The following is a 12,894-nucleotide window of genomic DNA, read 5'->3' as shown; positions in this document are numbered from 1 at the left end:
CCAACGCTCATGAAGGTCACATGCTTGCCCTCCGATTATGCGATCAATGGGCCAATGGCGGGTTCGGCGAGCAGCCTTTGCACTTCTTCGACAAGACCGGCCGCTGGCACGGAGCTCTGCGAACGAGCGATCAGGTTCTTGATGACGACCTCGGGGTATTCAGCACCGAAGACGATGGCAAAGCGTGCTTTGCGATCTTCAGCGGCCTGAAATTGCTTGCCGGCTTTTTGCGCGCCAAAGCTGTAGTCGATGCGGATGCCTGCGGCACGCAGGGCCTGCACAGCGGCGAGCGCGTGGCCGCGCTGAGCTTCGTCCACCACCACGACGTAGGCATCGATGCTGCTTGCCGCGAGCAAGGCGCTGGTGAGCTTCATCTGCGCGCCGGGCGTCTTTTCGAGCAGCAGTTTGAGCACCACGTCGCCCATTGCGAAACCTGCTGCGGGCATGTCCACCTTGCCGTCGCTCATCAGGGAGCAGAGCTTGTCATAGCGGCCGCCGCCGGCCACGGCACGGAGGCCGTGCTTGCGGTCGAACACTTCAAACACGGTGCCTGTGTAATAGGCCAGGCCGCGAACGATGGTTGCATCAATGCGGACGTGCTGCCAGATGCCGCGTGCACTGAGGTTTTCGCGCAGGGCGGCGAAGGCCGGGTGGCTCTCATCGGCGGATGCCATGAACGCACGCACATCCGCCAGCGAGAGGCCGATGGCGTTGAGCTTCTTCTCCGTCTCTTCGGACCGGGCGCGCTCGATCTTATCGATGATCTGGAGGAATGTGGGAGTGTGTTCGGCGGTGATGTTGAACTGGGCCAGGAAGCCGTTCCAGATTTCGCGGTTGCTGAGGCGGATCTCGAAGTCGTCAGAGCTCACGCCAAACTCGCGCATCACGTCAATCGCCATCGCGATCAGCTCGGCATCCGTGGCAGGCGAGGCATCGCCAAGGATGTCTGCATTGAACTGCACAAACTCGCGCGTGCGTCCTGCCTGCGGCGCCTCATAGCGGAAGCAGGAGCCGATTTGAAACCACTTGATGGGCTTCTTGAAGTCACGCTGACGTGCGGTGGCCATGCGTGCGAGGGAAGGGGTCACCTCCGGGCGCAGGGAGACATCATCCTTGCCTTGAGTCGTGAAACAAAAAAGCTGACTGGTGATCTCGTCACCGCTCTTCTTGCGAAACAGGTCGGTGTTCTCAAGCACCGGGCCTTCATACTCCATGAAACCATAGCGGCGTGCGACGGAGCGCCAGGTGTCGAAAATGTAATTACGCACGGCGCATTCTTCAGGGAAGAAGTCACGAAAGCCTTTGACTGTTTGGATGGGTTCCATAGAGGGGCGGGATTCATCTTCATGCCACTGAGGTACGCAACCGGAAATGCGGCGTGTGGCGTAACCACCTGACTGCATGCTCTCCGACCTGTTTGTGCGCGATTTCCGCTGCTTCGCCGAGGCGAAGCTGGAACTGCATCCCGATGTGACGCTGCTGGTGGGGAGGAATGCCCAGGGGAAAACATCTCTCATCGAGGCAGCGTGCATGCTGCTGCGGCTGCAATCGCCGCGAACATCGAATCGCTCAGAGTTGGTGCGTTTCGGCGCTGCCACATGTTTGGTGGAGGCTCACTGGCACGGCAAACGATTGCGCTATGCGCAGTCAGCTACCACGCGGCGGCTGGCAGTCGATGGGGCAACCTGCGGCAAATCTGCAGACTACCTTGCCGCATCGGGTGTCGTGGTGTGGATGGATCATCGCGATATGAATTTGCTGCGTGGAGGTGCAGAGCATCGGCGCAGGTTTCTCGACTTCGCGGCGAGCCAGATGTTTCCTGATTACCTGCATGCGCTGCGTGGTTATGAGCGCGCCCTGCGTGGTCGCAACCATGTTTTGAAGCGAGATGCCAGCATTGCGTGGAGGCAGGCCGATGCCTTTGCGCGAGTGATGGACGGCTTTGCTCAGACGCTCTGGCTGCGGCGCGCAGAACTGTGCACCGCCTTGGGGCCCGAGGTATCTCTGGCGCATGCGAAGCTGAGTGAGGGTGTGGAGAATGTGTGCATCGCCTATCAGCGCACGAGTGATGCAGCACTGAGTTTGTTTGAGGCATTGCTGACGATGCGGGATGAAGAGGCCCGCACGCGTTCGACGGTATTCGGACCGCATCGTGATGACATTGGGATGCGCTTGAACGATCTTGATGCGACTACTTTTGCCTCCGAAGGGCAGCAGCGGTCGTTTGCGCTGGCGATGAAACTCGCCCAGGCGCAGGTGCTGGAGCACTCCTGCGGTTCAGCACCCTTGATGCTGATGGACGACGTTTTTGGTGAGCTGGATGCCCACCGCCGACGGGCCCTGCTGTCCTGTCTGCCGCCAGGAGCGCAGAAGATTATTACGACTACGAATCTCGACTGGGCGGAGGCGGATCAACTGTCGGGGCGGGTTTATGGGGTCGAGAAATCGATTTTCAGCCGCATTCGAGGCTGAAAAAGGTGGCTTTGTGGCCAAAATGGCCTGAATTTGCCAATCCCAAGCTTCTTAGAAACATCCCTTGACGCATTTTCAAGCGGTTTTAAGCTTTAAAGTGGGTTAGAATGCCTTGCGCGCGTGGCTTTTCGTGATTTTCAAAACAGTTGGAATTCTCCGTCGCGCATCTGGATTCTGACGCCTGCACGCTTCAACACTTTTCCCATTTATTCTCAATGTTCGGCAAACTTTTCGGCTTCGTCGCCCAAGACATCGGCATCGATCTCGGCACGGCAAATACCCTCGTTTATGTAAAAGATCACGGCATCGTCCTCAGAGAACCTTCAGTGGTGGCGGTTAAAACCGGCACCAATGAAGTCGTCGCTGTGGGTGACGACGCCAAACGCATGCTCGGGCGCACCCCGGGCGGGATCACGGCCATCCGCCCTCTTAGAGACGGCGTGATCGCTGACTTCCGTGTGACGGAGGCAATGCTGCGCCATTTCATCAAAAAAGTGCAGGGCGGAGGGCGCAAGATGCGCGGGCCACGCGTGGTCATTGCCGTGCCTTCCGGAATCACCGAAGTGGAAAAGCGTGCCGTGAAGGAAAGCGCAGAGCAGGCTGGCGCACGTGAAGTTTACCTGATCGAAGAACCGATGGCTGCGGCCATTGGCGTGGGTCTGCCTGTGCAGGAAGCTGCGGGCAACATGATCGTCGACATCGGCGGTGGCACCACGGAGGTGGCGATCATCTCGCTCTCCGGCATCGTTTACAGCCGGAGTGTGCGTGTGGCGGGTGACGAACTCGACGAAGCGATCATCAACTACATGAAGCGCGCCTACAATCTCATGATTGGTGAGCGCACTGCGGAAGAGATCAAGCTGCGCATCGGCTCCGCCTTCCCGCTGGGCAAGGAAACGACGATGGAAGTCAAAGGGCGCGACATGGTGGCCGGTCTGCCAAAGACGATCACCATCACGAGCCAAGAAGTCCGCGAAGCCATGCTGGAGCCGCTCAATGCGATCATTGATGCGGTGCGCACGACATTGGAGCGCTGCCCGCCGGAACTCTCCGCCGACTTGGTGGATCGTGGCATCATGCTTGCCGGTGGTGGTGCTTTGCTGCGCGGCCTCGACAAATTGCTGCAGGAAGAAACAGCACTCCCGGTGCATGTGGCGGAAGATCCGCTTAGCGCCGTCGGCGAAGGCACCGGACGGGTGCTGAGCGAGCTTGAATTCCTGCGCAAAGTAAGCACGACCGAAGTCTGATGACCATTCCGTGCCGCTGCGCCGCGTTTGTTTGAATGTGATTGTCAAACAGCGCCGCATCCAGCCCGGAGGAAAGGCCAATCATGAAAAAGCTCAACATCCTCGCGCTTCTGATCTTCGTGGCAGGGCTGGTTGCCGTGTTCACCTTTGACACTGCGACAACCCGGCAGATCCAGTCTCGTGTCATGAGCCTGCTGTCGCCTTTTATTCACAGCAGTGCGGCGATGGAGCAGGCGGTGGAGTCTGCTGTGGCTCCGCAGATCAATCCGGTCGAGCTGAAACGTGAATACGATGAGCAGGGCGTTCAGTTGGAGCGGCTGCGAATCATCCAGCAGAAGTACAACCAAATCATCGAGGAGAATGCAAAGCTGCGTCAGCTCATCGAGTTCAAGCAGTCGGCTCCGTTCAAAATGACGGCGGCCAAGGTCATCCGACGCAGTACCGGTACTTGGTGGAACAGCTTGATCATTGACAAAGGTTCGCTCGATGGCATCGGCACGGACAGTCCGGTGATTACATCCGTTGGCTTGGTGGGGAAGACCTCCACCCTTGCGCCGCGCATGGCCAAGGTGATTTTGCTCACGGATGAAATGTGCCGTGTGTCGGCCAAAATCGAAGGCACGCTGGAGCAGGGCATTCTCGGTGGGGAACGAGCCGCCTTGGAGGTGCGCCCTGAGCTGCATCTGCGTTTTCTCCATCGCAACTCGAACATCAATGCCGGTGCGGGGGTTTATTCCTCCGGTGAAGGCGGAGTGTTTCCTGAGAATCTGCTGCTGGGCCGGGTGAAGCGTTTTGAAAACCGTGAGATATCTGGAGAGGCCGTCATCGAACCGGCCGTAGATTTCTCTACCTTGGATTATGTTTTTGTGATTGAAATGCAGGTTGCCGAGCCCACGCCGGAGCCCGCAACGACACCGGCACGCGCCAAGCCCTGAGCCGCCATGTTGTTTCACCCGATCTCCATTATTCTTCTGCTGCTGACCTTCATGGTGCAGGAGTTCATTCCTGGGCTGGAGATCGCCCAGTACGCCACGCTGTTTCTGCCAGCGGTGTTTTTCTTCAGTGCTTCGGTGGCGTCACCCTTTTCGATGATGCTGCTGCTCGCGTTCGTCACTGGTTTCCTTTGGGATGCACGCCATCTGCCCGGGGTGATGGAAGGTCTTTCGGGTGCGGAGGATGTGTTTGGCACCGGTGCAGACGTTGAGCTGGGTGCGGGCAGCTATCCGCTGCCGTTTGGTCTTTCCATCGTGCTGTTTGGCATGCTCGGCACGCTGCTGCAGGGTATCCGCCCGTTGTTCAAACGTGGGCGGCTTGAACTTCCGGTGCTCATGGTCGGCCTGGCCATTTTTGTTTGGCTGCTGTCGCAGTATCTTATCATCACGTTCCTGCGTGGTTCCCTGCAGTTTCCGGCGGGCGTATGGTCAAAGATGATCACCGACTCCCTGCTTGCCATGCTCGCCGCGCCGCTCATCTTTTTGCTGCTTTATTCGCTCGCCCGCCTGTCGAGTTATGAAATTAAATACGAAGGCCTGAGGTACCGTTTCGATGGTCGTTAAATACCGCTTTCGCCTATATCTGTTCTCCCTCGCCATGATGTGCGGGTTTGGACTTCTTGTGTTCCGGCTGTGGTCGCTGCAGATCGACCGCCGGGAGGAGTTTGCCAAGATGATTCCCGGGGCGAAAAAGGAACGCGCGCGCATTCCTGGTCCGCGCGGGGAGATCAAGGACCGCAACGGCATCGTGCTAGCCACCAACAAAGCCAGCTTTGAGGTGCGCATTAATCTTGCCGAGGTCGTCACGGAGTATAAGCGGCTTGCCAAGATCAAGAAGGCAGCCGTGCCGGAGATCACCTTCGAAATTTCCGAAAGGGGCATCAAGCGGATGAAGCCCGAGCTCGACATCTACAAAATTTTCGAAGAGACGATCACCGCCCGCATGTTGGAAATGGGGGTTCACAAGGACTACTCGGTGGATTCCCTCCGCGTGCATTACCGCAGCTTTGGGGGCGCGGTACCTTGGGTGTATCGTGATGACCTCACCTTCGCTGAGTTCAGCCGGATTGCCGAACACAATTTGGGACTGCCGGGCGTCACCGTCGCCGAACGTGCCTCACGCGTGTATCCCCTGAAATCAGTGGCATGCCACATCCTTGGCTACGTGCGCCTGCCAGACGACCAGCGTGCCTCGGCCGAAGATCGCAAAGGTTGGGACTATTATGTGCCGGATGACTTCGGGGTTGCTGGTGTGGAAAAGAGTTTCGACAACTACCTGAAGGGCAAGCCTGGCGTGCGTGTCATGCAGCGAGACCAGCGTGGCAGGCCGGTGGGTGAGGTGGATGAAGAATACGTGGAGCCACGCAAGGGCAACGACGTTTATCTAACGCTCGATGTGCGGATGCAACTCATTGCCGACAGGGCCTTGCGCGACGCCAAGATCGGACGTGGTGCTGTTGCCGTGATCGAGCCGAACTCAGGTGAGGTTCTGGCAATGGTTTCTGTTCCTTCCTACGATCCTAATCAATTCATCCCCAGCATCCAGCAGTCCGACTGGGATGCGCTGATGAGCAATCCTACCATCCCGCTGATTAATCGCGCAGTCAGAGGGCATGTGCCGGGCTCGACCTTCAAAATTCCCATTTCTTTTGCAGGCTGCCTCGCCGGCATCAACATGAATCACTTCAACTGCAGCGGCAGCGTGACCTATGGCAACAAGGCGATGCAGTGCTGGATTCAGCGTCAGAACGGCGGCTCTCACGGCATGCTCGGCCTGAGTGATGCCATCAAGTATTCCTGCAACTGCTTCTTCTACCGCTATGGGAATGCGGCGGGCATCAGCAACATCACCAAGGTGGGCAAAATCCTCGGGGTGGGCACCAAAACAGGCATTGAACTGGATGATGAGGACCCTGGCATCCTGCCCAACCCAGACTGGTTGCGCGCGCACCGTCCTGCGGAACGCTGGAGTGATGGGTACACGGCCAACACGTCCATCGGACAGGGAATGGTGCTGGCTTCCCCGCTGCAAATGGCTTCGGTCAGCGCCACTGTGGCCAATGGTGGCAAGGCATGGAGTCCGCATCTCTTGAAGCGGGTGATGGATCATGATCAGGCCGTGCTGGAAAACCCGCCCAGCCTTCGGGGCGATCTTTCTGCCAGTGTGAAACCCGAACAGATTGAAGTCATTCGCAGGGGGATGTGGAAGGTCGTCAACGATCCCTCAGGCACGGGTAAAGGGGCACGCATCACCGGAGTGGAGGTGGCAGGCAAGACCGGCACTGCCCAAAACTGGCGCCTCGACGCGAAGCGCGTCAGGCATGATGACAACCACACTTGGTTCATCTGCTTTGCGCCTTACAAGGATCCCAAATTTGCCGTGGCTGTGCTCGTGCAAAACGGCAAATCCGGCGGTGGTTGCGCCGCACCTGTGGCTCGCCGCGTGCTGGAACAATGTCTGGCTTTGGACAATCCCAAGTTCACTGTCGCCATCACGGCGATGGAACCTGCGGAAGGTAATTTCAATCATATTGCATCCGTCCAATATGCCGACGCTGCGGTGCCTGAGGCACTCAACGAGGATGAGGATGGAGACGTGGGCACGGGTGTGTCCGCGCCAGAACCGGATGATGCGGACGCGCCGCGTGTGAATGCGACGCCCAACATCAGCCGGAAAGCCGATTCAGCGGGATCGGCAGGCAGGAGTTCCGGACAGAATGTGCCCAAGGCCGTGCCAGTGCGCAGGGTCGGTATTTTCAACCGTGGGAGCTCCCAGGGCACTCAACCATCCGATTCTGCACCAAGTGGCGGCGGATTTTTCCGCAGAATCTTCCGCTGAAGAACTGCACCAATTTCAGGGAGACTTTATATTATGGCATTGACCTTCGTTCAAAGAATCAAAGAACTGCTCACCGGCAAACGCGACATCAAAAGCGGTGTGCGCCTCGTCATCAACTGCGAGAAACTGGAGAACCGCGTCGCCTTGCTCGACAAGGGCGTCGTCGAAGAATACAACATCGAGCGTGTCGGCACGAACAGCCTCATTGGCAGTGTTTTCAAAGGCCGTATCCGCAACATTGAGCAGGGTCTCAAGGCCATGTTCATCGACATCGGGTTCGACAAAAATGCCTTCCTGCATTTCTGGGACGCTATTCCGGCCGCGCTGGATGCCGGCTTGGAGGAGATCAATCGCGGCGGCAGCAAAAAGAAAAAACGCATTGAGGCCAAGGACATTCCGACTCTGTACCCGATCGGTTCCGAGATCATGGTGCAGGTCACCAAAGGCCCCGTGGGCAACAAAGGACCGCGCGTCACCACCAACATCTCCCTCGCGGGCCGACTGCTCGTGTTGATGCCGCTGAACGACACCTGCGGCATCTCGCGCAAGATCGAAGATCCGAAGGAGCGCTCCAGACTCCGCAAGATCATCGAGAAAATCAGCCTGCCTGAAGGCATGGGCATCATCCTGCGCACCGAAGCCTCCGGCAAACGCGCGCGTCACATCGTGCGCGATCTGAACATCCTGCTCGATGAGTGGGACCAGATCGTTGCCAAGCGTGACGGCCAGAACGCCCCCGTGTGCTGCTTCCAGGAGCCGGATCTCGTCGAGCGCACGGTGCGTGATTTCCTCACCGAAGACATCGATGAAGTCGCCTGCGATGACGCCGCCACTGTTGAGCGCATGCAGCGCATGGCTGCGCATATCTCCGGCCGTGCGAAGCGCCGGATCAATCTTTACCAAGGCCAGAGCGCCATCTTTGAGCACTACGGCATTCAAAAGCAGATCGACAACGCCTTCTACCGCCAGGTCTGGATGCCGTGCGGTGGCTACATCGTGATCGATCAAACCGAGGCGCTCGTTTCCATTGACGTCAATACCGGCCGCAACAAGGGCCATAAGGACGTCGATAAGCTCCTGCTGGAAACCAACCTCGAAGCCGCCGCCGAAGTCGCGCGCCAGCTCCGCCTGCGCAACATGGGCGGCCTGATCGTGGTGGACTTCATCGACATGAAACACCGCCGTGACCAGCAGGCCGTGTACAAGCTCATGATTGATCATCTCAAGCGTGACAAGGCCAAGACCCAGGTGCTGCCGATCTCGCAGTTTGGGCTCATGGAGATGACCCGCCAGCGTCTTAATGAGAGCCTTGGCACGACGCTCTATGAACCCTGCCCGTACTGCAAAGGCCACGGCCAGGTCAAGACCCCGCTCACCATGAGCGTCGAGTTGCAGCGCCGTCTTGTCGCGGTGCTGGGACGGGCCAAGGAGGATCAGAAGAGCCTCATCGTCATCGTTCATCCCGAGGTGCTTACCCGCCTCAAAACTGAGGATGGCGAGTTGCTGGTCGATCTCGAACGCAAGTATCAGGCGCGTCTCACCTTCCGCAGCGATCCTGCTTTCCACCGCGAGCAGATCACTCTGACGAATGCGACCACGGGCGAGGAAGTCCGCCCCTGATCTCAGCGGGCTGATCCACTGACGTTCAGTTCATCCAAATCGAAGCTCTCCTGCGCTCCCGCCGCGCTGGGGACGATCACGACTTTGCCGATGTGCTGAATGGTGTCCGACCATGAGAAGCTGTTGGCCGCACGTTTCCAGCCTGCGGCCAGCGCTTCGGTATCGTCCCAGTCATATCGCAAAGAGGCTGCGGCCTTGCGCCATTCAGGTGAGAATGTGGTCTGCGTCTCGAACTGCCACTGTGCAATGTCATTTGCGAACAGCTCGATCATCACACTCCCGCCTGCCTTCGTTGAACGGATTTCGCAGGTGATTTCGGCCCCCTTGCCGCCGATGATCTGGGTCCAGTCACCCGCCAGCGGCGACTCTTTTGCCGCCGCCGGAGAGAAGGCGATGGGCAGCGCTCTGCCACTGCGCGACGCATGAATATAGCCACCACCGTTCACTCCTCCTGTGGCGTGATGTTCGAGTTGATCGACGCCTTTCCAGCCCTGCGCATCCGCATCGAATGAAAGTGTTTGGGTCGTCGCGGGATGGATCATACGCGTTGCAGCCTTCAAGGGGTTTTCCGGTGGCGGCAGCTCCTGTTGCACCAAATCGCCGCTGCTGATGGCATACAGCACCGCATGGTCCAGTTCGATTCTGAAGCGCGCCGACGAGCCTTTGAGTTCACCCTTCTTCCACTTCAGGGGCAGATCCGTCGAAGAGGTGGAAATCGTTTCCGCTTCATTCAAGACGGCTCCCTGCTCAGTGACTGCCGAGACGCGCAGGCTGCCGCCAGAAGATACATCGGCGGTGATGCACACCGGCTCCGAGGTCAGACGCAGCGTCCGGGTCAGCACATGCGAGGGCTTGCCGGCCTCGACGGGCGTGTAACCTGCAAATCCATCAGGACGCAGCGTTGCCAGACAGGGCAGGCAATGACGCTTCCAGCCAGTGTGGGGGAAGTCATCGCCACCGTAAAAAATCATGAGCTTGCCGTCTCTCAAGATAGGTGGGCCGGCCATCGCGTAGATGCATTCGCTGTCGTAGGCACCTTTCGAACCGCGTGGGATGAACGGCGTTCCGGGTGCCACGCGCTGCCATTGCAGGCCGTCGTGGCTCCATGCCAGTTCGCAATCGACGGAGCGGTCGCTGCCGACGTTGTACATCATTACAAAGCTCAGGTAGATGCTGCCGTAACGGAAGACCGGCATGCAATAGGTCTGGCTGGCGCGGCCTTCTGCAAGGCTGGAGCGCAGCACGAGGCCGTTGTTTTTCCAATGGAGGAAGTCCTCACTCTCAAAGCGGGAGACAAGCCGTTCCCCGAGGTAGAGTTTGGTAAACCAAAGGTATTTGCCGCTGCGCTCATCCCAAAAAGCATTGTTGTGGGTGTCGCCGTTCTGCGCGCCGAAACCATGGGCGGTCAGGACTTCGCCCCAGTGGATGCCATCGGCTGAGAAGCGCACCTGCGGCTTGCCGAGGCCGACATCACTCACCAGTTTGTAGCGGCGTGCCGGGTCGGCATCGTGAAGGTCTTTGAAAACGCCGACGTTGGGACAATCACGGGCCACAATGTTGTTGGCGCTGCTGCCGTCGAATTTGTGGATGCCCAGTTCAGGCTTGTTCCAGTGAATGCCGTCTTTGGAGGTGGCGTAGAGCAGGTACCAGCCGACATCATGCACCGTGCTGGGCTGATCCATTTGTGCGATCACTTCCTTGTCAGCCAGAACGCACTTGTACCAGAGTTTGAAGAGCTGAGCCTCTTCATCCCAGATCACATTGGGATAAAGGTTGTTCATCGAATTTTCCCACGGCTTGTCCGCCTGAAACAGCGGATTGGCCGGATGCTTTTGCGGCGTGCCAAGGATGAGTCGGGCATTGAGCGCCTCTTGAACCACACGTGTGTCGAGCAGCAGGTGCTTCTGCCTCAGGGCTGCTTCCTGCGGCGCGATAGGAACATCCAGCGCTTCATAGCGTTCCCAGTCGGCGTCGTCGAAATGCCACCACTCGCTTTTGTACACGGTGAAACCATGCCGCGTCATCAACTGCTGCAGCTTTTCGCGGTTCTTGAAAACCTCGGGTGGCACCAGTTTGAAATGAGCGCCGGCTTTTTCGGAAAAGTCATCGTGTGCTGTCGGCATCCGCAGTTCCACGCCATGGGCATCGACGAGCGTGACATCCACGGCAGCGCCCCGGTTATGACGGCCGCCTTTGGCGGGGTCGGCCACGAAGCGAGCATCTGGCAGCGTTTTCCACATCGCGCGCTGGACGGCGAGCGGACGGTAGGCGTCCCAGATTTTCAAGCTCAGGCCCTGGGATTTGAGTTCCGCCTGGACCTGGGCCAGCTTGGCTGCTGTGGCCGGGCGCAGCAAGGCGCGTGCATGCTTGGGATAGAACGCCGTTTTGAAAAAATTATCCGCCGTGGTGTAGCGCAGATCGATCACGAGACCATCCGCTGCGGTGCCGATTTCAACCAAAGTTTGAGCAGCGAGGCCGGAGGCCGCGAGTAGAAAAGCGAACAGGGTTTTCATGGAAGAAGAGCGAGGGCGAACTTGCGCCCGTCATCTTCTTAACGCTGCGACACCTTGCCGCCTTCGAGCAGTTTTTCGAGATTGGGGTCGGGCCGGACGCCCTTTTTGATCGCTTCACTGTATTCAGCACTGGCCTTGTCCCACTGTGGTGGATCCCAGGTGATGTAGAGCACGGCGAGATTGAAATGGGCTTCACCATAGGCGGGATCAATGGCGAGAGCTGTCTTGAACTCGCGTTCGGCACGTTCGATCAGGTTCAGCTTGGTGGCGATGATGCCGAGGTAATGCCTGCCACTGGCGTTGTCGGGGCGTTTGGCGAGGCTCTTCTCAAAGTAGGTCATCGCATCCTTCCAGCGTTCCTGTTTGAAATAGGTGACGCCGAGCGCGAACGAGGCGGGTTCGTTGGTTGGGTCGTAGGCCAGAGCCTTCTGCAGGGAGACTTCGGCGTCGGCATGTTTGTTTTCACGCTGGCGTGTGATGCCCAGACCGATGAGAGCGGTGACGTTTTTGGGTTCGGCCCGCAGCGCGTCCTGGTAAAATTTGGCCGCGCTTTCGAAGTCCTTGTTCATGTAGGTTTCGTTGGCCTGGCTGATGAGTTTTTCGACAGAGGTCGGCGGAGGCGGTGCCGCTTTTTTATCGCTGTCTGGCGATGCGTTGGCGATGAGGGTGGCCTGCACGCCCTTCGGGCCCAGCAGTTCCCGCACGACGGGATCGGAGAAGAGTTTTTCCTCTTCCGGGGTGAGAATCATGCGCGCGTTTTTCATTTCTTCGACCTGTTTGACGAGATCGTTGGAGGAGTTCTCCATTTTCTGCAGTTCAGCGATCATGAGGTCCTTGGCGGCCTGTTGCCTGTGCTGGGTGCGCAACTGGCGCATGATGATGCTGCGCAGCATTTCGTTTTCCTGAGTGAGCTCGGGCGTGGTGGCGATCTTGCCCTCCATGCCGCTCTGCACGTCTTTAAGCTGCTTTGTCAGCTCTGCGACCTGGGTCTGGTAGGTGGTGCTTTCTTTGCGTAGTTCGGCCATCTGGCCCTGCAATCCGGTGAGCTGGCCGCGCAGCGCGACGATTTCCTGATCCTTGCGTCCGACGTCCGCCTTCAGGGTTTCCACCTGCTTTTGCGCCTCGACGATCTCTTTTTTCAAGCGGTCGTTTTCTGCAATGAGGCGCTTCATTGCGGTGGTGGCGGGTTTCTTTTTAAGGTAGTCCACATC

The 12,894-nt window shown here is 58.4% G+C and carries 9 protein-coding genes; 6 read left to right on the top strand and 3 right to left on the bottom strand.

Annotated features, from left to right (window positions below):
* Window positions 1–35: 35 nt before the first annotated feature.
* Complete coding sequence (gene hisS / locus PSV43_RS15430) at window positions 36–1,325, bottom strand: histidine--tRNA ligase (RefSeq protein ID WP_300199098.1); 1,290 nt, start codon at window positions 1,323–1,325, stop codon at window positions 36–38.
* Window positions 1,326–1,401: 76 nt separating this feature from the next.
* Between hisS and recF the strand changes: the two genes are divergently transcribed.
* From recF to PSV43_RS15400, 6 genes are all read left to right on the top strand, one after another.
* The gene (recF, locus tag PSV43_RS15425) at window positions 1,402–2,472 is read left to right on the top strand and encodes a DNA replication and repair protein RecF (protein ID WP_300199095.1); all 1,071 of its coding nucleotides are present in this window, start codon (window positions 1,402–1,404) and stop codon (window positions 2,470–2,472) included.
* A gap of 215 nt (window positions 2,473–2,687) precedes the next feature.
* Window positions 2,688–3,719: a rod shape-determining protein gene (locus PSV43_RS15420; protein WP_300199092.1), complete on the top strand. Its 1,032-nt coding sequence runs from the start codon at window positions 2,688–2,690 to the stop codon at window positions 3,717–3,719.
* A gap of 83 nt (window positions 3,720–3,802) precedes the next feature.
* Window positions 3,803–4,654 (top strand): rod shape-determining protein MreC, encoded by an 852-nt coding sequence (gene mreC / locus PSV43_RS15415; protein ID WP_300199089.1) that lies wholly within the window; start codon window positions 3,803–3,805, stop codon window positions 4,652–4,654.
* 6 nt (window positions 4,655–4,660) lie between these two features.
* Window positions 4,661–5,275, top strand: a complete 615-nt coding sequence (locus PSV43_RS15410; RefSeq protein WP_300199086.1) for a hypothetical protein — start codon at window positions 4,661–4,663, stop codon at window positions 5,273–5,275.
* Entirely contained in the window at window positions 5,265–7,550 is a 2,286-nt protein-coding gene (mrdA, locus tag PSV43_RS15405) for a penicillin-binding protein 2 (RefSeq protein ID WP_300199083.1), read from the top strand. The genes PSV43_RS15410 and mrdA overlap by 11 nt, the downstream gene beginning before the upstream one ends.
* Window positions 7,551–7,583: 33 nt before the next feature.
* Window positions 7,584–9,170 (top strand): Rne/Rng family ribonuclease, encoded by a 1,587-nt coding sequence (locus tag PSV43_RS15400; RefSeq protein ID WP_300199080.1) that lies wholly within the window; start codon window positions 7,584–7,586, stop codon window positions 9,168–9,170.
* A gap of 2 nt (window positions 9,171–9,172) precedes the next feature.
* Here the strand turns inward: PSV43_RS15400 and PSV43_RS15395 are convergent, their stop codons facing one another.
* Window positions 9,173–11,683, bottom strand: coding sequence for a M15 family metallopeptidase (locus PSV43_RS15395; RefSeq protein WP_300199077.1), 2,511 nt, complete (start codon window positions 11,681–11,683; stop codon window positions 9,173–9,175).
* A gap of 38 nt (window positions 11,684–11,721) precedes the next feature.
* Window positions 11,722–12,894: tetratricopeptide repeat protein (locus tag PSV43_RS15390; protein WP_300199074.1), on the bottom strand; the 1,173-nt coding region annotated here is incomplete at its 5' end.

This window comes from Prosthecobacter sp. (assembly GCF_029946185.1).
In the GTDB taxonomy this organism is placed as follows: domain Bacteria; phylum Verrucomicrobiota; class Verrucomicrobiia; order Verrucomicrobiales; family Verrucomicrobiaceae; genus Prosthecobacter.
Note: the sequence above shows the minus strand (reverse complement) of the source record. Positions and strands in the feature narration are given on the sequence as shown.

What these genes read in the sequence shown, in the direction of transcription:
- hisS (WP_300199098.1), bottom strand. Translation starts at nt 1,325, where the DNA reads ATGGAACCCATCCAAACAGTCAAAGGCTTTCGTGACTTCTTCCCTGAA.
- recF (WP_300199095.1), top strand. Translation starts at nt 1,402, where the DNA reads ATGCTCTCCGACCTGTTTGTGCGCGATTTCCGCTGCTTCGCCGAGGCG.
- PSV43_RS15420 (WP_300199092.1), top strand. Translation starts at nt 2,688, where the DNA reads ATGTTCGGCAAACTTTTCGGCTTCGTCGCCCAAGACATCGGCATCGAT.
- mreC (WP_300199089.1), top strand. Translation starts at nt 3,803, where the DNA reads ATGAAAAAGCTCAACATCCTCGCGCTTCTGATCTTCGTGGCAGGGCTG.
- PSV43_RS15410 (WP_300199086.1), top strand. Translation starts at nt 4,661, where the DNA reads ATGTTGTTTCACCCGATCTCCATTATTCTTCTGCTGCTGACCTTCATG.
- mrdA (WP_300199083.1), top strand. Translation starts at nt 5,265, where the DNA reads ATGGTCGTTAAATACCGCTTTCGCCTATATCTGTTCTCCCTCGCCATG.
- PSV43_RS15400 (WP_300199080.1), top strand. Translation starts at nt 7,584, where the DNA reads ATGGCATTGACCTTCGTTCAAAGAATCAAAGAACTGCTCACCGGCAAA.
- PSV43_RS15395 (WP_300199077.1), bottom strand. Translation starts at nt 11,683, where the DNA reads ATGAAAACCCTGTTCGCTTTTCTACTCGCGGCCTCCGGCCTCGCTGCT.